The sequence below is a fragment of the Rhizobium sp. K102 genome (assembly GCF_022385315.1).
In the GTDB taxonomy this organism is placed as follows: Bacteria; Pseudomonadota; Alphaproteobacteria; order Rhizobiales; family Rhizobiaceae; genus Rhizobium; species Rhizobium croatiense.
Map to the genome: position 1 here is coordinate 4,104,300 of NZ_CP092436.1, position 19,536 is coordinate 4,123,835.

The following is a 19,536-nucleotide window of genomic DNA, read 5'->3' on the forward strand; positions in this document are numbered from 1 at the left end:
GATGGCCAGAAAAGTCACAACGCAGCGCAAGGTCATAGTCACCGCGATTGCCTGGACGCTCGGCATCCTGATCTTCTTCCCGATCCTCTGGACCTTCCTGACGAGCTTCAAGTCGGAAGCCGACGCCATCGCCTCGCCGCCGCAGTTCCTGTTCTTTCACTGGACGACGGAGAACTATGCGGAGGTGCAGAGCCGATCGAACTATCTCGGTCACTTCATGAATTCGGTGGTCATTTCCTTCGGCTCGACGCTGATCGGCCTGATCATCGCAATCCCGGCCGCCTGGGCGATGGCGTTTTCGCCGACCAAGCGGACCAAGGACGTGCTGATGTGGATGCTGTCGACCAAGATGATGCCGCCGGTCGGCGCGCTGATCCCGATCTATCTGATGTTCCGCAATTCCGGCCTGCTCGATACGCGCACCGGCCTGGTGATCATACTGACGCTGATCAACCTGCCGATCATCGTCTGGATGCTCTACACTTACTTCAAGGAAATCCCCGGCGAGATCCTCGAAGCGGCGCGCATGGACGGAGCGTCACTGATGAAGGAGATCATCTACGTGCTCACGCCGATGGCGGTGCCCGGCATCGCCTCGACGCTGCTTCTGAACATCATCCTTGCCTGGAACGAGGCGTTCTGGACGCTCAACCTCACTGCCTCGAAGGCGGCGCCGCTGACGGCCTTCATCGCCTCCTATTCCAGCCCGGAAGGCCTGTTCTACGCCAAACTCTCGGCGGCTTCGACCATGGCGATCGCGCCGATCCTGATCCTTGGCTGGTTCAGCCAGAAGCAACTCGTCCGCGGCCTGACCTTCGGCGCAGTGAAATAAGAAAAGGGAGACAAACATGGGCAGCATTACCCTTCAGAAGGTTTCCAAGGTCTTCGGCGAAGCCAAGGTCATCCCTTCGATCGATCTCGACATCAAGGACGGCGAATTCGTCGTCTTCGTCGGCCCGTCGGGCTGCGGCAAGTCCACGCTGCTGAGGCTGATCGCCGGTCTCGAGGACGTTTCCGGCGGCAAGATCGTCATCGATGGCAGGGACGCCACCGAAAAGGCGCCGTCGGAACGCGGCCTCGCCATGGTGTTTCAGTCCTACGCGCTCTATCCGCATATGAGCGTGCGCAACAACATCGCCTTCCCGCTGAAGATGGCGGGCGTCGACAAGGCCGAGATCGACCGCAAGGTGACCGATGCCGCCCGCGTGCTTAATCTCACCGATTATCTGGAGCGCAAGCCGCGCCAGCTTTCCGGCGGCCAGCGCCAGCGCGTCGCGATCGGCCGCGCCATCGTGCGCCAGCCTTCGGCCTTCCTCTTCGACGAGCCGCTGTCGAACCTCGACGCCGCACTGCGCGTCAACATGCGCCTGGAAATCAGCGAGCTGCACCAGCAGTTGAAGACGACGATGGTCTACGTCACCCACGACCAGGTCGAGGCCATGACCATGGCCGACAAGATCGTCGTCTTGAACAGGGGTAATATCGAGCAGGTCGGCTCGCCGCTCGAACTCTACAGCCGCCCGCGCAACCTTTTCGTCGCCGGCTTCATCGGCTCGCCGAAGATGAATTTCATCAAGGGCCAGAACGCCGCCCAGCTCGGCGCCCATACGATCGGCATCCGTCCCGAACATATGCTGTTGTCGATGGAGAGCGGTGACTGGAAGGGCAGGGTGGTGGTCGCCGAGCATCTCGGCTCCGACACCTTCCTGCATATCGATGCCGATGGCATCGGCATGGTGACGGCGCGCGGCAGCGGCGATTTTGCCGCCAAGGCGGGCGATACGGTCTACCTGACGCCGGACCGTTCGCGCATTCACAAATTCAACGAGGGCGGCCTTGCCATCTGAGGCAGGCGGCCGGCTGGGGGCAGGCATGCGAGCCGGGCGATGGCGCCCGGCCGTTCCGGCAAGACCTTCAAGAGGACTGAAACATGACGTGCAAACTATCGCTGGCAACGCTTGCGGACGCGGCGCGCACTGCCGCCATCCCGGGATATGACAGGGCGTCGCTGAAAGCCGGCATCGTGCACTTCGGGGTCGGCAACTTCCACCGCGCCCACCAGGCGATCTATCTCGACGATCTCTTCAACGCGGGCACGGATCACGACTGGGCGATCGTCGGCGCCGGTGTGCTGCCGTCCGATGCCGCCATGCGTGATAAGCTTGCGGCCCAGGATTTCCTGACAACCGTCGTCGAGCAGGACAACAACAAGACCGCGGCGCGTGTGACCTCGCCGATGATCGACATCCTGCCGGTCGGCGATCCCGCCGCGATCATCGCGAGGCTTGCCGATCCCGAGATCCGCATCGTTTCGCTGACGATCACCGAGGGTGGTTACTTCATCGATGCATCGGGCACATTCAATCCGGCCCATCCTGATATCGCCGCCGATGGAAACAGTCCCGACGCGCCGAAGACGGTGTTCGGGCTGATCGTCGCCGGCCTGAAGGCGCGCAAGGAAAAGGGCATCGGTCCCTTCACCGTCATGTCCTGCGACAACATTCCCCACAACGGCATCGTCACCGCCAATGCCGTGGTCGGCACGGCGGCACTTTCGGATCCGGCCTTCGCCGCCTGGATCCGGGAAAACGTCGCCTTCCCGAATGCGATGGTCGACCGCATCACGCCGGCGACCGGCCAGCGGGAGATCGATTTCCTCAGGGACAATTTCGAGATCGAGGACAATTGGCCGGTCTATTGCGAAGAATTCAAGCAGTGGGTGCTCGAGGACAAGTTCACTGCCGGCCGGCCGGCGCTGGAAAAGGTCGGTGTGACCTTCGTGCCCGATGTCACCCCCTATGAGCATATGAAGATCCGCATCCTCAACGGCGGACATGCGGCGATCGCCTATCCGGCGGCGCTGATGGACATTCATTTCGTGCATGATTCCATGGAAGATCCTCTGATTCGCGCCTTCCTCGCCAAGCTCGAGAAAGACGAGATCATTCCGATCGTGCCGCCGGTGCCGAACACGTCGCTGACGGATTATTTTGCGCTGATCGAACATCGCCTGCTCAATCCGAAGATTGCCGACACCATTCCGCGCCTGGCCCAGGACGGTTCGAACCGCCAGCCGAAATTCATCCTGCCTTCGACGCTCGACAATCTCCGCCAGAACAGGGACGTCGTCGGTCTGGCGCTGGTCTCGGCGCTCTGGTGCCGCTATTTCGCCGGCAAGACCGACAGCGGCAAGGATATCGTCTTCAACGACGCCAGCGCCGAGCGCCTGCATGCGGCGGCGCTGAAGGCCAAGGACGATCCGTCCGCCTTCCTCGCCTTCGACGATATTTTCGGTGAGGTGGCAAAATCCGAACTCTTCCGCAAGCGTTTCGCCCATGCACTCAAAACCTTGTGGGAAAAGGGCACACGGGAGACGCTGCAACTCTATCTCGACGGCAAGCTGGCAGTGTAAGGGAAACTGGATGGCGGCAGCTGCTGCGCGTCCGAATTGAACCCGGGTTGGATCTTCCATGGCTGATGCTGAACCACGGCTGGTCATCTTCGATTGCGACGGTGTGCTCGTCGACAGCGAGCCGATCTCGATCAGCGTCCTCGTCGGCGCGATGAACGATCTCGGCGTTTCGATCAACGAAGATCAGGCCTATGAGCGCTTTCTCGGCCGCAGCCTGTCGACGCTCATCGATACGCTCGAAACCGAATTCAACATCCATGCCAGCGAAGAATTCCTCGAACGCATCCGCACCGATCTCTACGCTCGCTTCCGCACGGAATTGAAGCCGATCGACGGCATTGCCGCGACGATCGACGGGCTCGGCATTCCCTGTTGCGTTGCCTCGTCCAGCCAGATGGAGCGAATCCGGCTGTCGCTTTCCGTCACCGGCCTGCTCGACAGGCTGCCCGACATCTTCAGCGCAACGATGGTCAAGCGCGGCAAACCGGCGCCTGATCTGTTCCTGCATGCGGCCCGGCAGATGCAAGTCGAACCTGGATCCTGCGTCGTCGTCGAGGACAGTCCGGCCGGTATTGCCGCCGCCAAGGCGGCCGGTATGACGGTCTTTGCCTTCACCGGCGGATCGCACGCGAATTTCGCCGGATATCGTGCCGAACTCGACCGGCTTTCGCCGGAGGTCGTGTTTGACGCCATGCCGGATTTGATACACCTTGTCCGCAACCATAAGCTGGACGGGACCAAGATTTGATGCGTGATCATGTGGTTGCGGTCGATGTCGGCACCGGCAGCGCGCGCGCCGGTGTCTTCGATGCCGCCGGCCGTCTGCTCGCCAAGGCCGAACATCCGATTGCAATGAACCGGCCGCGCGAAAACCACGCCGAGTACGATTCCGAAGACATCTGGTCGGCCGCCTGCATAGCGGTGCGCAGCGCGATGGCGCAATCCGGTATTGCCGCCGCCTCGGTCGGCGCGATTGGTTTCGACGCCACCTGTTCGCTTGTGGTGCGCGACGTCGAGGGCCGGCAGATCAGCGTTTCCACCGGCGGCGAGCAGCGTTTCGACACCATCGTCTGGCTCGACCATCGGGCGCTGAAGGAAGCCGATTTCTGCACGGCGACGGAGCACGCGGTGCTCGAGCATTCCGGCCACGTGATGTCGCCGGAAATGGAAATGCCGAAGCTGATGTGGCTGAAGAAGAAGCTGCCCGCCACATGGGAAAAGGCCGGCTACTTCTTCGATCTCGCCGATTTCATGACATGGAAATCGACCGGATCGCCCGCCCGCTCGCGCTGCACGCTGACGGCAAAATGGAATTATCTCGCCCATCTCGGAAAGGGCTGGCAGCAGGATTTCCTGCAGCGCATCGGTCTCGAAGATCTTCAGGCGCGCGGGCGGCTGCCGGATGAGACGACGCCGGTCGGCGGCAGCGTCGGCCGGCTGACGCCGGAGGCGGCGGCAGCCCTGGGGCTGACCACCGATTGCCACGTGTCGGCCGGGATGATCGACGCCTATGCCGGCGCGCTCGGCGCACTCGGCGGTTATGCCGCCGATCCCGTGAAACGCGAGCATCAGCTCGCGCTGATCGCCGGCACGTCGAGCTGCATCGTCGCCTTTTCGCAGGACCGCAAACCGAGTCACGGCATGTGGGGTCCCTATTACGAAGTGGTCTTCCCGCAGTCATGGCTGGTGGAGGCCGGGCAATCGGCGACCGGGGCGCTGCTCGACCATATGGTGCGCATGCATGCGGCCGGCGGCGAGCCGACGGCGGCACTGCACCAGAGGATCGTCGCGCGCATTGCCGAATTGCGGGCCGAGGAAGGCGATGCTTTCGGGGAGCGCATTTTCGTGCTGCCGGATTTTCACGGCAACCGTTCGCCCCGCGCCGACCCGCATGCGGTCGGCGTCGTCAGCGGGCTGACGCTCGACACCTCGTTCGACGGGCTCTGTGCGCTCTATTGGCGGTCTGCAGTGGCTATTGCGCTCGGCATTCGCCATATCCTGGAGAAAATGAAGGAATATGGCCACGTGCCGGATACGCTGCATGTCGCCGGCGGGCATGTGAAAAACCCGGTGCTGATGGAACTCTATAGCGATGCCACCGGCTGCAAGGTCGTGGTGCCGAAGATGAACGAGGCGGTGCTGCTCGGCACGGCGATCGCGGCATCGGTTGCCTGCGGCCTGCACAAGGATTTGGCGGCGGCCGGCGAGGCGATGTATCCGGGCGGCGAGGAACGGCTGCCCGACAGGGCGAAGCAGACCCTCTACGACCGCGATTACCGCCGCCTTCTGGCGATGTATCGTCACCGCGCCGAGCTGGAAGCGATGCGGTAGCCGCCGAAAGCGTGTTTGACGCTGTTTCAGTGGTTGGCCGTCTCGCCGAGGACGGTTGCGAATTCCAGCATGCGGCGGCGGCGAAGCGCGGCCTCTTCTCCGACTTCGAGGATGACCGATTCCGACAGGCAATCGAGCAGCGCGATCAGCGGTGGAAGATTGTCGAGATCGGGGGCGCGGGCGGGCGGCAGGGGCAGCATGACGTTCGACTGATCCGCCATCCAATCCGCCTGCTGCGGGGAAATAAGGACGACCTTGTAGCCGTAGCGCCGCGCGGTTCTGGCAAGCAGGCGCGCCTTGGCGAAGCGGCGACAGTCGATGATGACGAGTAGCGCGTCGTCGACCGCCAGCCGGGCAAAGAGGTCGGCAAAACGGTTGTCGGCGCCGTCGAGCGTGCGCACGCCGTCGCGGGCCTGTGTCAGCCGCTGGCAGAAATGATTGGCGAGGCTTGCAAGCCGCGCGTGGGTGGCGATCGACACTTCCCGGGCGGTTCTGATCAGGCTGACGGCTTCGGACCAGTGCGGCTGCGCCGTCAGATGATAGATATGATGGAGCGCCTGGATCTGTTCGGCGACCAGCACGGCGAGCGGTTTGCCTTCCGCGGCATCCGCATGCAGCTCACTCATGGCGCTCTGCAACTGCGCCGGCGATGTCGTCACGGTCTCGCGGATCTCCACCTTGACGCTGTCCAGCCCCTGGTAACCGAGCGCGCGCAGGAAGCGCCCGACGGTCATCGGCGACAGATCCAGCCGATCGGCAACCGACGCCGCCGTCTCGAACGGCAGGTCATTCAGGTGTTCGGAGAAATATTTCGCGATACGACGCTCGGCCGGTGTGCCGCTTTTAACGTATTGCCTGAGTTTGTGCACAAAATCTTCCACGTCAGCCTCCCCCCGTCTTCCCTCAGAGGCGTTCCGTGGAGCGCTATCGCGATCCCTTGTCTTTGCAACTATTGTCGGAAGCTGCTTCTCAGGCCCATGCTTATTTCTATTGGCCATAATATTATATTAGCACTTATATTGCGACAAGTTTCTATTACAGCCTGCAATTTTATTCTCTCTTGTCGGTCGCATTCGCCTTTCCTACATCTTCTGCGCAACCGGAGACGCTGAAGAAATGATCCTTGACGCCGCTCGACTATCGCTCGCCAACCTGTTCGCGCCGGAAACGCGTTCGGTCTTCTGGAAAGTGCTCGGCTTGACGATTCTGGTGCTGGTCGGCCTGTGGTTCGCATTGCGCGGAGCCTTCATGGCCTTTCTCTTTCCCTGGCTGACGGGCTTCTTTCCCGATCTGCCGGAATGGGCGGGGTGGTTCACCCTGGTCTTCGCGATCCTCGCGGGCATCGGCCTTGCGCTCATGCTGGCGCTGCTGCTGTCACCGGTCACGGCCTTGATCGCAGGCCTGTTTCTCGACGATGTCGCCGATGTCATCGAGAAACGCGACTATCCCACGGACGCACCGGGCACCGCCATGCCGCTCGGACCGGCGATGGCAAGCTCGATCAAGTTCCTTGGCGTGGTGATCCTCGGCAATATCGTCGCCCTGCTGCTGCTGTTCATCCCCGGGGTCAATCTGGTCGCCTTCTTTCTGGTGAACGGCTACCTGCTTGGACGGGAATTCTTCGAATTCGCCGCCATGCGCTTCCGCCCGCCGCAGGAGGCGCGGCTTTTTCGCGCCAAGCATGCGCCCACCGTCTTTCTCGGCGGGCTGCTGATTGCGCTGTTTCTGATGATCCCCTTCGTCAATCTGCTGACGCCGCTCTTTGCCGCCGGCATGATGGTGCATCTGCACAAGCTGATTTCGGCTCGCGACGTCGGTTCGCGCGCCTGAGGCTCAGCCGGGCAGGGCGGAGGCGTCGTACATCGCAGCGAATTCCGCACTCGGCGGGATCGGCTTGATGATGTCGATCAGCACGCCGTTCGGATCAGCGGTGATGAAGTGCCGCTGACCGAAATCCTCATCGCGGATCTCTCTCAAAATCGGCAGGCCTGCGTTCCGGCAGGCCTCGTAGATACGATCGACATCCTCGACCTCGAAATTGAGCAGCAAACCGCGAACCTCACCGCGCGCGGCGGCAGGGATCGTCTCGTGGCTGCCGTCGAGGATGGCGAGCGCGACATGCTCCGCCTCGACCGATTGCAGGTGAACGTACCAGTTGCTTTCAAAAAGCGCCTTGAAGCCGAAGTGGGCGCAGTAGAAGGCGGCCGTGCCCTCAATGTCGCCCGTCATGATGACAGGATAATAGCTGGTCGATTTCATTTCTTGCTTCCTTCGCTTTTACATGCAGTCTGTATGTTTTTATGTATTAACATACATGCGGTTTGTATGTAAATAGACGATATGAGCCGCAGCAATCGCGAGAGAACCGAACAGACAAGGCAGGCGCTGATCGACGCCGGGCGGCGTATCTTCGTCGAGAAAGGTTATGCCGAAACGGCGACGCCGGAGATCGTCGCGGCGGCAGGCGTGACGCGCGGGGCGCTCTACCATCATTTCGAGGACAAGAAAGCACTGTTCCAGGCGGTGATCGCGTGCGAGTTCGCAAGCGGTGGCCAAGGCAATCGAGGCGGCTTCGGCGCCGGAACAAGGGGCGCGGGCTGCACTGATCGCCGGCGCTTCAGCCTATTTCGCCGCGATGGCGCAACCCGGGCGGACACGGCTGCTGCTGATGGAAGCGCCTGCCGTTCTCGGATCGCCGGTGGTCGCGGCACTGGATGCGGAGAATGCGGAGGCGAGTTTACGGGAAGGACTTGCGGCGCTTTTGCCGGAGGCAGGCGCCCTGCTTGACCCGCTGACATCGCTGCTGTCGGCGTCTTTCGACCGTGCCGCGATTGCGATCGAAGCCGGTGGGGAGCGGCGAGATTATGAGCGGGCGATTGCGGTCTTACTCGACGGCCTCGCCGATCACCTGCGGCGGTAGCTCGACGAGCGGCGCCGGAATATCCGAACTCTTTTCCGGCGACTTGCAGATGTCGGCGATGACGCAGCGCTCGCATTCGGGGCGGCGCGCCTTGCAGGTGTAGCGGCCGTGCAGGATCAGCCAGTGATGGGCGTGATAGAGGTAATGTTTTGGCACGACCTTCATCAGCCGCGCCTCGACCTCGTCGGGCGTCTTGCCGGGGGCTAGCCGGATGCGGTTGGCGATGCGGAAAATGTGGGTGTCGACCGCCATCGTCGCCTGGCCGAAGGCCATGGAGAGCACGACATTGGCGGTCTTGCGCCCGACGCCGGGCAGGCGGACCAGTTCCTCACGCGTTTCCGGTACCTTGCCTGCAAATTCGTCGACCAGCATCTGGGAAAGCGCGATGACGTTCTTTGCCTTGTTGCGATAAAGGCCGATCGTCTTGATGTAATCGCGGACCTTCTCCTCGCCGAGATCGAGCATTTTCTGCGGCGTGTCGGCGACCTTGAAGAGCGCCCGCGTCGCCTTGTTGACCCCGGCGTCGGTCGCCTGGGCGGAAAGCGCCACGGCGACGACGAGAGTGAAGGGGTTGGTATGCTCGAGTTCGCCCCTCGGTTCCGGCCGCTGCACCGAGAAACGGCGGAAGATCTCCTCGCGCTCAGCCACGGAATAGGCGGTTTTCACCGCCGTTGCCGGTTTGCGGCGGGTGATGACATTCGAGTTTTGGGACGGTTTGCCAACGGATTTGAGTTTCGGATTCGCCATGGAGAATCTATACTCAACGGCCATGATGGAAAGCAACGCCGACAGCTTCAACGAAAAGCCTGTTTTCGCAGCCGAACTCTTTCCCCACCGATCGCTCGGGCGCAAGGGTTTCAAGGTGCTGCTCATTTTGTCGGGCGCCGTGTGCTTTCTCTACGGCATGTTCTTCACCGTGACCGGCGCCTGGCCGATCGGCTTCTTCTTCGGGCTGGATTTCGTCCTGCTTTACGGTGCTTTCTGGCTGAGTTACCGCTCCGGAAGGGCGCGCGAGGAAGTCACGGTGTCGCGCACCGACGTATCGGTGCGCAAGTTTGCGCCGTCGGGGCGGATGGTGGAGCATCATTTCAACCCGTTCTGGGCGCGTTTCCTCGTCCGCCGGCATCAGGAAATCGGCATCCTCTCCATGCATATTTTCGGCGAGGGCCGGCGCACGGATATCGGCTCCTTCCTGAACCCTGCTGATCGCGAGAGTTTCGCCAAGGCTTTCAAAGGGGCGCTCGCCACGGTCAAGCAGCGTCTCTGAACCGATCCGCCGGAGGCGCAAGAATCGGGTGGTTTGGCCGCCGCCCCTTGATTATCTCCTGTCTAAAGGAGAAAAACGATGAATATGATCGCGAAGCTCGACACAGATATCACCCCCGGCGGCCCCGACTACGATACCGTCCGTCGGGTCATCGAACTCATCAGCGAAGAATATCGCGACCAGCCCTCGCTGGAAGCGATCGCGGCGCGGCTGAACCAGTCCCCAACGCAGCTTCAGAAGACGTTCACCCGCTGGGCCGGCCTCTCTCCCAAGGCCTTTCTGCAAGCCGTCACGCTCGACCATGCCAAGCGGCTGCTGCGCAAGGAAGAGATGCCCTTGCTCGAAACTTCCATCGAGGTCGGGCTTTCCGGCCCGAGCCGCCTGCACGATCTCTTCGTCACCCATGAGGCGATGTCTCCGGGCGAATGGAAGGCGAAGGGCGGCGGCCTGACGATCCGCTACGGCTTCCACAGTTGTCCCTTCGGTGCGGCTCTCGTCATGGTCACGGATCGCGGCCTCGCCGGCCTTGCCTTCAGCGACAGCGGCGACGAAAAGGCCTGCCTGGAGGACATGACCTGCCGCTGGCCGAATGCCGAATACATCGAGGACCGGCAGGCGACGGCTCCCTATGCCGAGCGCATCTTCCAGCCGGGCCGCTGGACGTCGGACCAGCCGTTGCGGGTCGTCCTGATCGGAACGGATTTCCAGGTCAGCGTCTGGCAGAGCCTGCTGAAGATCCCGTTCGGCAAGGCCGTGACCTATAGCGATATCGCCAGGGACATCGGCCGGCCGACCGCCATGCGCGCTGTCGGGGCTGCTGTCGGGGCCAATCCGATTTCCTTCGTCGTGCCCTGCCATCGCGCGCTTGGCAAGAACGGAGCATTGACCGGATATCATTGGGGCCTAACCCGCAAGCGGGCCATGCTCGGCTGGGAATCGGCGCACGCCTGAGGGGAGCGGCAGGTCGTTGGTCGCCGCCGCCCACCCCGCATTGCCGTGCTATCGCTCCGGTACTTCTCTCCGCTGGGGAGAAGAGGCTGGCGGTGATGTCTCAGCCAATTCCAGCAGCGCCCGCGCCGCGCTTTCGTCGGTGATCAGCGTGTTGCAGCCGATGCGCTTGATCGTGGCGCGGATGGCGACGGCACGATGGGCGCCGCCGGAGGAGAGCACGATGTGCTTGGCTTCCTTCAGCGTGTCGAGATCGACGGACATCACCCGACGATTGATCGAGTGGTCGACCGAATTGCCATCTCTGTCGAGGAAGTTGAACATGGTGTCGCAGACGCAGCCGGCATCGATCAGTTCCTGCAGTTCGGCCTTCGATATCCAGCCTTCCGACAGCGAGGTCGAATGCGGGCCGATATCGCCGCAGCTGACGATCGCCAGATCAAGATTCTCGGCGAGACGGTAGATGGTGTCCAAGCCGCACTTCTCGATGAGATTGCGTTTGGTTTCGACGGAGTCCACCAGAAGCGGCGCCAGGAACATGTAGCATTCGGCGCCAAGCTGATTTGCCAGCCGCCACGTGTAATCGATCGGGTTCGTCTGGTGGACAGCGACGATGCCGCCCAGCAGCGACACAACCTTGCAATTGGCGCGGCGCGGTGGCCGGAAGCTCGACAGCGAGGCGGTCATCGTGCGGCCCCAGCCGACGCCGATCGTATAGTCGTCCGGGATGGCCTCGGAAAGGAACTGGCCAAGCGCCAGGCCGACATTCTTTGCCAGCGAGGCGACGTCGCTATGGACCGGCGCCGGCACGACGATCGCCTCGTCGAGGCCGTAGGCGCGCTCCAGCTTCACCGAAAGCTCGACGCAATCGCCGATCGAATCGTTGATCCAGATCTGGACTTCGCTGCGCTTCATCGCCTCGTCGAGCAGCCGGATGACGGTGGTGCGGCTGATACCGAGCTGTTCGGCGACATCCTTCTGGGTCAGGCCCTCATTGTAATAGAGCCACGCGGCCCGCAGCCGTAGCGAGGATGCCTCCGAATAGGCCGTATGCGTGCCGCGTTTGAGCTTGACCACATGTCCTCCAACCGAGTTCCTGCCCTAAATCCCATCAGGAATGAACGGCTGTCGCGGCGCGTTTGTTGCCGGGATAATGACGGGTGTGACACTTATGTCAATTGAAATGCACAAATGTCCTTGACTTTTCCTCGGGCGAATGGCGATAGTCCCGGCGACGCGAAGTCGTTCTGTCCGTCCGGGGAGGACATAGTGCGGGCATGCCGAAAGTCACGACCGGCCTTCCAGCCGCAGGCGACATCGCTTGCGTGCGGCGTGCGGATTGTCCGCGGGAACATGGCCACTGTCCTTCACGTTTATGAATCATCCGTGACGGATGTGCGCATTTTCGCCTGCAGCATGCCGACAACCTGTCGGTAGATCACCTTTGCCGGGCGGAACTCGCGCCGGTCGCAGCCCAAGTTCAACAAGGATTATTGACCATGACATCCAAGCTTGACCAACTCCGCGAGATCACCACCGTCGTTGCCGATACCGGCGACATCGAGGCGGTCGCGCGCCTGAAGCCGGTCGATTGCACGACGAATCCGAGCATCGTGCTGAAGGCGCTCGGCACACCGATGTTTGCCGATGCCATCAAGGAAGCCGTCGCCTGGGGCAAGACGCAGGGCGGCAATCCTGAAGCCGTCTCCTCCGCCGTCGCCGATCGCCTCGCGATCTCGGTCGGCGCTGCGCTGGTAAAGCTTGTCCCCGGCCGGGTCTCGACCGAGGTCGATGCCGACCTTTCCTTCGACACCGAGGCTTCCCTTGCCAAGGCGCGCTCGATCATTGCCGCCTATAAGGATCGCGGCATCGAACGGGACCGCATTCTTATCAAGCTCGCGTCCACCTGGGAGGGCATCCGCGCCGCCGAAGTGCTGCAGAAGGAGGGCATCGACTGCAACCTGACGCTTCTCTTCAGCAAGGCCCAGGCAATCGCCTGCGCCGATGCCAAGGTGTTCCTGATCTCGCCCTTCGTCGGCCGCATTCTCGACTGGTACAAGAAATCGACCGGCAAGGATTACACCTCCGAGGAAGATCCGGGCGTCATCTCCGTGCGTGATATCTACAACTATTACAAGGCGAACGACATCAAGACGATCGTCATGGGCGCCTCCTTCCGCAATGCCGGCGAAATCGAAGCCCTTGCCGGCTGCGACCGGCTGACCATCAGCCCGGCCCTGCTTGACGAACTTTCCAAGGATGAAGGCAAGCTGGAGCGCAAGCTCTCGCCGGAGAGCCGCAAGCCCGACGCCAAGGTCTCGGTCGACGAGAAGACCTTCCGCTGGATGATGAACGAAGACGCGATGGCGACGGAAAAGCTCGCCGAAGGCATCCGTGCCTTCGCCAAGGACCTGACGACGCTGCGCAGCATGGTGCAGAAGGAACTGCAGCTCGCTGCCGCCTGATCGAGGTGCGCAAACAATTGGAGGCGTGGAAGCCGGCTGGCCTCCACGCCTTTTTCGTGCTGATATCAACGGCCTATGCGGCCGGAGGCGACGATAGTGCAAGAGAAGCGGGCAAGTTCTTTGGCGACGTTTTTCCGAAGACATGCAAGCTTCATCATCGCTTTCCTGGCCGGGCTGGCGGCCTTTCTGCTGGTGACATCGCGGGAGGTCAGCGCCCGCAACGTCCTGCTCGGATGGAATGCGAGCGCCGGCGTGTTCATCGTGCTCAGCTGGCGCAAGATGCTGCAGGCGACGATCGAAAGCATCCGCGAACGCGCTGCGGATCTCGATTTTTCCGATACGGTCCTTTTGGCCCTTTCGATCGGCGCGGCCGTTGCCAGCATCGCCGGCATCGGCCTCGAGCTTCATTCGATCAAGGAGGCTACACCCGACGTCGCGCTCACGCGGGCGGGCGGCGCCGTGCTGACGATCCTGATCTCCTGGGTTTTTCTGCACACACTCTTCACCATTCACTATGCCCATTATTTCTATGGCGGGGCCGACGAAGAGGGCGGCTTGAAGTTCCCCGACGGGATCGAAGAGCCCAGCTATTGGGACTTCCTCTATTTCTCCTTCACCATCGGAGTTGCGGCGCAGACTGCGGATGTTGCAGTCGGGTCGACCGGCATGCGTAAGCTGACGCTGTTGCATGCCGTGCTGTCATTTCTGTTCAATACGACGATCCTGGCGTTGGCGATCAATGTCGGCGCTAGCCTGCTATAATGCGGTTTCCACGAGGAAAGCTGAAGCAAGAGCGGCTGGCCGATCGCCGCCTTTCGACCGGAGGGTAAGATGGAAAGCGCCTCAAGCCGGCTGCAGCCGGCCGATCACATTCTTCTCCTGGGCAGGCTTCTGCTGTCGCTGATCTTCCTGCACGAGGGGTTGTCGCTTGCGGCCGATCTCGCTGCGACCATAGACACCTTCGAAAAACTGGGTCTTTCGGCGCCGATCGCCTTTGCCACCATCGTCCTTCAGATCGGCGCCGGCCTTTGCGTTGCGACCGGGTTCCTCAGCCGGCTCGGCGCCTTGGCGCTGGCGCTCTTTTGTCTGGCAACGGCCTTTCTCTTCCACACCAACTTTGCCAGCCAGAACGAGCTCCTGCATTTCGAGAAGGATCTGGCGATTGCCGGCGGCATGTTCGTCCTGGTGGCTGCGGGCGCGGGATCGATATCGATCGGGCATCTGCTGAAAAAGCGGACCGACCGTATGCACTGCTGGCTAAGGGCGATGTTATAGCAGGCGCGGTCCTGCCCCGCTGCCATCGAAAGGCCGGGTAGAGAGCGAGAGACGTGGCTTCAGGCCGGCGGCTTGCCAAATGCTGCTGGCCGCAACTTACAGAACTGCCTGTCCAGCCATCAGTGCAAGGACCAGGAAGATCAGGAAGATCACCAGGGCGATGCCGAAGAGCACGCGGGCGATGGTCGCCGTGGCTGCGGAAACACCGGAAAATCCGAAGAAGCCGGCGATGATCGAAATCACCAAAAATATCAAAGCCCATTTCAGCATGGCGTCATCCTTTGCTTTTGCCTGAGAAGACGCCGCAGCCGGGAAAATGTTCCAGATCGTTGGCATCGGACCGCATTGCCTCGGGGTGAAACGCGGCTCACTTCAAGGCGTACACCGACTGTGATTTGCCGATCGATGATCAATCACCGGCAACCATCGTCCAAGCTGCGCTCCGATATGGTCTGGCGCGGTGGCAGGCAGTTGCTTGCGCCTTGCGCCAGACTGGCTGAGCAGATCAGGCTGTTTGCCGTTCAGCCGTGATTGATCATCACGTGACGCACGGCGGTGTAGTCCTCCAGCGCATAGGTCGACAGGTCCTTGCCGTAGCCAGACTGTTTGAGGCCGCCATGCGGCATCTCGTTGACCAGCATGAAATGCGTGTTGATCCAAGTGCAGCCATATTGCAGACGGGCGGCGGTCTTCATGCCGCGGCCGATATCCTTGGTCCAGACCGAGGAGGCCAGGCCGTAATCGCTATCGTTTGCCCAGGCGACGGCATCGTCGGCATCGGAAAAGCGGGTGACCGAGACGACGGGGCCGAAGACCTCTCGGCGGACGATCTCGTCGTCCTGCACGGCGCCTGCAATGACGGTCGGGGTGAAAAAGAAACCCTTGTCGCCGGAGACCTTGCCGCCGGTGGTAATCTCCATGTGCTTATGTTCGGAAGCGCGGGCTACGAAGCTTTCGACGCGGTCGCGCTGGCGCCGGGAGATCAGCGGGCCGATTTCGTTTTCGGTATCGTCGGCGTGGTTGAAGCGGATGCTTGCGACGGCCGAGGAGAGATCGGCGACGAAATTGTCGTAGACCCTGGCATCGGCATAGATGCGGCAGGCGGCCGTGCAGTCCTGTCCGGCATTGTAATAGCCGAAGGTGCGGATGCCTGACACGACGGCATCGATATCGGCGTCATCGAAGACGATAACCGGCGCCTTGCCGCCGAGTTCCAGATGGGTACGCTTGACCGTTTTGGCGGCGGCCTGCAGCACCTTTTTGCCGGTGGCGATATCGCCTGTTATCGAGACCATGCCGATCTTGGCGTGATTGATCAGCGCGTTGCCGACGCTTTCGCCGCGGCCGAGGATGACGTTGACGACGCCTTCGGGCAGGATTTTGGAGAGCAGCCTCGCCATCTTCAGCGCGGTCAGCGGCGTCTGCTCCGAGGGTTTGAAGACAACGGTATTGCCGCCGGCGATCGCCGGCGCCAGTTTCCAGGCCATCATCATCAGCGGATAGTTCCACGGCGCGATCGAGCCGACGACGCCGATCGGATCGCGGCGGATCATCGAGGTGTGGCCGGGCAGGTATTCGCCCGCGGCCGGTGCATGCAGGTTGCGCACGGCGCCGGCGAAGAACCGATAACAATCGACGATCGCCGGGATTTCATCGTTGAGCACTGATTTGATCGGCTTGCCGCAGTTCAAAGCCTCCAGTGCGGCGAAGCCGGCGGCATCCTTCTCGATGGCGTCGGCAATCTTCAGGAGGTAGGCGGAGCGTTCGCCCGGCGTCGTCTGCGACCAGCTTTTGAAGGCTTTTTCGGCGGCATCGACAGCGGCGTCGACCTGGGATAGCGAGGCTTCCGGAAGGTCGGTCACCGTCTCGCCGGTCTTGGGGTTCAGGATGTGCTCTTCCGTCTCCGTGCCTTTTTCGAAGCGGGAACCGATCAGCATTTGGGTATCCATGATGTTCTCCCTGTTATTTGCCGGCGCCGGCAATCTGGTCTCCGTCGCGGGTGAGGTAATAGGCTGCCAGGATCGGCAGGAAGGTGACGAGCACCACGACCATGGCGACCACATTGGTGACCGGACGCTGGCGCGGGCGGATGAGTTCTTCGAGCATCCAGATCGGCAAGGTCGATTGCTGGCCGCCGGTGAAGGTGGTGACGATGACCTCGTCGAATGACAGCGCGAATGCGAGCATGCCGCCGGCAAGAAGCGCGGTGCCGATATTCGGCAGGATGACATGGCGGAAGGTCTGGAAGCCGTCGGCGCCGAGGTCCATCGAGGCCTCGATCAGTGAGCCGGACGTGCGGCGGAAGCGGGCGACGGCATTGTTGTAGACGACGACGACGCAGAAGGTGGCGTGGCCGAGCACGATGGTCCAGACCGAAAACGGGATGTCGAACAGGCTGAAGGCGGAGCGCAGCGCAATGCCGGTGATGATGCCGGGAAGCGCGATCGGCAGGATGACCAGCAGCGAAATCGCTTCGCGGCCGAAGAATTTTGTCTGGCTGACGGCTGCCGCGCAGAGCGTGCCGAGGACGAGCGCGATCGCGGTGGCGATGACGGCGACCTGGACGGAGAGACCGAGCGCCGACCAGACGTCCGGCCGGTTCCACGCTATCGTGAACCACTGCAGCGTCAGGCCCGGCGGCGGCCATTGATAGCTCTTCTCCTCCGTCGTGAAGGCATAGACGAAGATCAGCAGGATCGGCAGGTGCAGGAAGAGCAGTCCGCCGGCGGCGGCGATCTTCAAGGGCAGCGGCGATCTCTTGAGGTCAGAGCGCATCGAAGGCTCCCAGCTTTTTGGCGAGCGACAGGTAAAGCGCCATGATGACGATCGGCACCACGGAGAAGGCGGCGGCGAGCGGCACGTTGCCGGCCGTTCCCTGCTGGGCGTAGACGGCCTGGCCGATGAAGAGCCGGGACGAGCCGATGATCTGCGGAATGATGTAATCGCCCAATGTCAGCGAGAAGGTGAAGATCGAACCGGCGACGATGCCGGGCAACGCTAAAGGCAGCAGCACGGTGCGGAAGGTCTGGCGCGGCGTCGCGCCGAGATCGGCCGAGGCCTCGATCAGATTGCCGGGCACACGCTCGAGGGCCGCCTGCGTCGGCAGGATCATGTAGGGGAGCCAGATATAGACGAAGACGATGAAGGTGCCGAGGTAGCTCACCGAGAGCGAATTGCCGCCGATGACGGGCAGATTGAGCATGCCGCCGAGCAGCCAGGCGAGATGCAGCTTTTCAAAGATCCAGGTGAGGATGCCTTCCTTGGCGAGGATCAGCTTCCAGGCGTAGATCTTGACGAGATAGCTCGACCACAGCGGCAGCATGACGCCGAGATAGAAGAGCACCTTCCATTTGCCTTGCGCATAACGCGCCGCGTAATAGGCGATCGGAAAGGCAATCACCGCGGCGGCAACGGTAACCAGCGCCGCCATAACGACGGTGCGGATGATGATGTCGAAATTCGTCGGACTCAGAAGCTGGGCGTAGGTCGCAAGGGTGAATTCGTAGTTCACCAGGCCGGAAAAATCGTCGATCGAGAAGAAGCTCTGCAGCAGCAGGGCGATCAGCGAGCCGATATAGATGATGCCGAGCCAGAGCAGCGGCGGCGTCAGCATCAGGAAGAGCAGGAGTTTCGGGTGCCGCCAGAAGGCGTCCGACATGCGGCCGAAGAGCCCGCTGCGTCCCGGCAGGATCGATGTCTTGGCGTCGGAGAGGGTAAGCGCCGTCATGCCGCATCGTCCATATAGTGGATATCGGCAGCCTGCCAGGCAAGCCGGATACCGGTGCCGATGTCGGGCACAGGCGCGCCGGCCGGCAGCATGACATGCAGCCGGCTGCCCCTGAGGTCGACGCTGAGGCGAGTGGCGGCACCCAGGAAGCTTGCATGTTCGATAGTCGCCTCGACGCCCTCGCTTGCCAGACGGATCGCTTCGGGACGCAGGCTCGCCCAGCGTTTTTCGCCGCCGAGCGCGGCCATCAGATCCGGCCCGATCACATTCGAGGAGCCGACGAAATCGGCGACGAAGCGGGTCCTCGGGCGGCGGTAGATATCCTGCGGCGTGCCTTCCTGGACGATGTTGCCATTGTTGAAGACGGCGACGCGATCAGCCATGGACAGCGCCTCGCCCTGATCGTGCGTGACGAAGACGAAGGTGATGCCGAGCGCGCGTTGCAGGCTCTTCAATTCTTCCTGCATCTGCTCGCGCAGCTTGAGGTCCAGTGCACCGAGCGGCTCGTCGAGCAGCAGCACCTTCGGCTTGTTGACGAGGGCGCGGGCGAGCGCCACGCGCTGCCGCTGGCCGCCGGACAGCTGACCGGGGCGGCGGGCGCCATAGCCCGGCAGCTTGACGAGCTCCAGCGCATCGTTCGCCGCCTTCAGCCGTTCCGCCTTGCCGACGCCCTTGACCATCAGCCCGTAGGCGACATTGTCGAGGATGTTCAGATGCGGGAAGAGTGCGTAGTCCTGGAACACGGTGTTGACGTTGCGACGATAGGGCGGAACGCCCTCGGCAGTCTCGCCGAAGATCTGGATATGGCCGGCGCTTGGCTGCTCGAAGCCGGCGATCAATCTCAGGCACGTCGTCTTGCCGGAGCCGGAGGGGCCGAGCATGGCGAAGAATTCGCCGGCCGCGATCTCGAGATCGACGCCGTCGACGGCGCGAACCTGGCCGAAATAGCGCGATACCTGCTGGAAACGGACGGCTGAGGTCATTGGGAACTCCGGGTCTTGCATGTTCAGAGAGGGCTTTGGTCCGGGCCTAAAAAGACCCCGCCCCAAACCCCTCCCCACAAGGGGGAGGGGCTTAACCTGCCGCACCCTCGCGAAGAATTCGGCGTTCAGAGAGGAGTGAGGCGGTGCCCCCTATAGCCCCTCCCCCTTGTGGGGAGGGGTTGGGGAGGGGTCTTTGACGACATAAGCC

The 19,536-nt window shown here is 62.1% G+C and carries 20 protein-coding genes and 1 pseudogene; 12 read left to right on the top strand and 9 right to left on the bottom strand.

Annotated features, from left to right (window positions below; translation table 11 throughout):
- Nucleotide 1: 1 nt before the first annotated feature.
- The 5 genes from MHI61_RS26130 (at nucleotide 2) to MHI61_RS26150 (ending at nucleotide 5,743) form a co-directional block, all read left to right on the top strand.
- Nucleotides 2-832, top strand: a complete 831-nt coding sequence (locus tag MHI61_RS26130) for a carbohydrate ABC transporter permease (protein WP_038691452.1) — start codon at nucleotides 2-4, stop codon at nucleotides 830-832.
- 16 nt (nucleotides 833-848) lie between these two features.
- The gene (locus MHI61_RS26135; protein ID WP_097580480.1) at nucleotides 849-1,847 is read left to right on the top strand and encodes an ABC transporter ATP-binding protein; all 999 of its coding nucleotides are present in this window, start codon (nucleotides 849-851) and stop codon (nucleotides 1,845-1,847) included.
- A gap of 83 nt (nucleotides 1,848-1,930) precedes the next feature.
- On the top strand, nucleotides 1,931-3,412 hold the full coding sequence (locus MHI61_RS26140) for a mannitol dehydrogenase family protein (protein ID WP_239791132.1): 1,482 nt from the start codon (nucleotides 1,931-1,933) through the stop codon (nucleotides 3,410-3,412).
- Between the two features lie 58 nt (nucleotides 3,413-3,470).
- Nucleotides 3,471-4,160, top strand: coding sequence for an HAD family hydrolase (locus MHI61_RS26145; RefSeq protein ID WP_239791133.1), 690 nt, complete (start codon nucleotides 3,471-3,473; stop codon nucleotides 4,158-4,160).
- On the top strand, nucleotides 4,160-5,743 hold the full coding sequence (locus tag MHI61_RS26150) for an FGGY-family carbohydrate kinase (protein WP_239791134.1): 1,584 nt from the start codon (nucleotides 4,160-4,162) through the stop codon (nucleotides 5,741-5,743). The genes MHI61_RS26145 and MHI61_RS26150 overlap by 1 nt, the downstream gene beginning before the upstream one ends.
- Nucleotides 5,744-5,769: 26 nt before the next feature.
- On the opposite strand, the gene MHI61_RS26155 is transcribed toward MHI61_RS26150, so the two are convergent.
- The gene (locus MHI61_RS26155; protein ID WP_064683134.1) at nucleotides 5,770-6,624 is read right to left on the bottom strand and encodes a MurR/RpiR family transcriptional regulator; all 855 of its coding nucleotides are present in this window, start codon (nucleotides 6,622-6,624) and stop codon (nucleotides 5,770-5,772) included.
- A 235-nt stretch (nucleotides 6,625-6,859) separates the two neighbouring features.
- Between MHI61_RS26155 and MHI61_RS26160 the strand changes: the two genes are divergently transcribed.
- On the top strand, nucleotides 6,860-7,573 hold the full coding sequence (locus MHI61_RS26160) for a sulfate transporter family protein (protein ID WP_239791135.1): 714 nt from the start codon (nucleotides 6,860-6,862) through the stop codon (nucleotides 7,571-7,573).
- A 3-nt stretch (nucleotides 7,574-7,576) separates the two neighbouring features.
- Here the strand turns inward: MHI61_RS26160 and MHI61_RS26165 are convergent, their stop codons facing one another.
- Nucleotides 7,577-8,002, bottom strand: coding sequence for a VOC family protein (locus MHI61_RS26165; protein ID WP_239791136.1), 426 nt, complete (start codon nucleotides 8,000-8,002; stop codon nucleotides 7,577-7,579).
- 81 nt (nucleotides 8,003-8,083) lie between these two features.
- Between MHI61_RS26165 and MHI61_RS26170 the strand changes: the two are divergent.
- Nucleotides 8,084-8,663, top strand: a pseudogene (locus tag MHI61_RS26170) (TetR family transcriptional regulator).
- Here the strand turns inward: MHI61_RS26170 and nth are convergent.
- Nucleotides 8,628-9,434, bottom strand: a complete 807-nt coding sequence (nth, locus tag MHI61_RS26175) for an endonuclease III (RefSeq protein ID WP_239791137.1) — start codon at nucleotides 9,432-9,434, stop codon at nucleotides 8,628-8,630. The pseudogene MHI61_RS26170 and the gene nth overlap by 36 nt on opposite strands.
- Here nth and MHI61_RS26180 point away from each other — a divergent pair.
- On the top strand, nucleotides 9,433-9,930 hold the full coding sequence (locus tag MHI61_RS26180) for a DUF2244 domain-containing protein (RefSeq protein WP_239792911.1): 498 nt from the start codon (nucleotides 9,433-9,435) through the stop codon (nucleotides 9,928-9,930). The genes nth and MHI61_RS26180 overlap by 2 nt on opposite strands.
- Nucleotides 9,931-10,008: 78 nt before the next feature.
- Entirely contained in the window at nucleotides 10,009-10,881 is an 873-nt protein-coding gene (locus tag MHI61_RS26185) for a bifunctional helix-turn-helix domain-containing protein/methylated-DNA--[protein]-cysteine S-methyltransferase (RefSeq protein ID WP_239791138.1), read from the top strand.
- Nucleotides 10,882-10,929: 48 nt separating this feature from the next.
- Here MHI61_RS26185 and MHI61_RS26190 read toward each other — a convergent pair whose 3' ends face one another.
- Nucleotides 10,930-11,955, bottom strand: a complete 1,026-nt coding sequence (locus MHI61_RS26190; protein WP_239791139.1) for a sugar-binding transcriptional regulator — start codon at nucleotides 11,953-11,955, stop codon at nucleotides 10,930-10,932.
- Between the two features lie 422 nt (nucleotides 11,956-12,377).
- Between MHI61_RS26190 and tal the strand changes: the two genes are divergently transcribed.
- From tal to MHI61_RS26205, 3 genes are all read left to right on the top strand, one after another.
- Nucleotides 12,378-13,343 (top strand): transaldolase, encoded by a 966-nt coding sequence (gene tal / locus MHI61_RS26195; protein ID WP_239791140.1) that lies wholly within the window; start codon nucleotides 12,378-12,380, stop codon nucleotides 13,341-13,343.
- 93 nt (nucleotides 13,344-13,436) lie between these two features.
- Complete coding sequence (locus tag MHI61_RS26200; RefSeq protein WP_239792912.1) at nucleotides 13,437-14,105, top strand: DUF1345 domain-containing protein; 669 nt, start codon at nucleotides 13,437-13,439, stop codon at nucleotides 14,103-14,105.
- Nucleotides 14,106-14,174: 69 nt separating this feature from the next.
- Nucleotides 14,175-14,618, top strand: a complete 444-nt coding sequence (locus MHI61_RS26205) for a DoxX family protein (protein WP_239791141.1) — start codon at nucleotides 14,175-14,177, stop codon at nucleotides 14,616-14,618.
- A 96-nt stretch (nucleotides 14,619-14,714) separates the two neighbouring features.
- On the opposite strand, the gene MHI61_RS26210 is transcribed toward MHI61_RS26205, so the two are convergent.
- The 5 genes from MHI61_RS26210 to MHI61_RS26230 form a co-directional block, all read right to left on the bottom strand.
- Nucleotides 14,715-14,888 (bottom strand): DUF1328 domain-containing protein, encoded by a 174-nt coding sequence (locus MHI61_RS26210; protein WP_222139450.1) that lies wholly within the window; start codon nucleotides 14,886-14,888, stop codon nucleotides 14,715-14,717.
- Between the two features lie 251 nt (nucleotides 14,889-15,139).
- Nucleotides 15,140-16,567: a gamma-aminobutyraldehyde dehydrogenase gene (locus MHI61_RS26215; RefSeq protein ID WP_239791142.1), complete on the bottom strand. Its 1,428-nt coding sequence runs from the start codon at nucleotides 16,565-16,567 to the stop codon at nucleotides 15,140-15,142.
- Between the two features lie 13 nt (nucleotides 16,568-16,580).
- Nucleotides 16,581-17,393 carry an ABC transporter permease gene (locus MHI61_RS26220; protein ID WP_097580465.1) on the bottom strand — a complete coding sequence of 271 codons (813 nt, stop codon included), beginning with the start codon at nucleotides 17,391-17,393 and terminating at the stop codon, nucleotides 16,581-16,583.
- Nucleotides 17,383-18,345 carry an ABC transporter permease gene (locus tag MHI61_RS26225; RefSeq protein ID WP_239791143.1) on the bottom strand — a complete coding sequence of 321 codons (963 nt, stop codon included), beginning with the start codon at nucleotides 18,343-18,345 and terminating at the stop codon, nucleotides 17,383-17,385. The genes MHI61_RS26220 and MHI61_RS26225 overlap by 11 nt, the downstream gene beginning before the upstream one ends.
- Nucleotides 18,342-19,328, bottom strand: coding sequence for an ABC transporter ATP-binding protein (locus MHI61_RS26230; RefSeq protein WP_239791144.1), 987 nt, complete (start codon nucleotides 19,326-19,328; stop codon nucleotides 18,342-18,344). Before MHI61_RS26230 ends, MHI61_RS26225 begins: the two co-directional genes overlap by 4 nt.
- Nucleotides 19,329-19,536 lie beyond the last annotated feature (208 nt).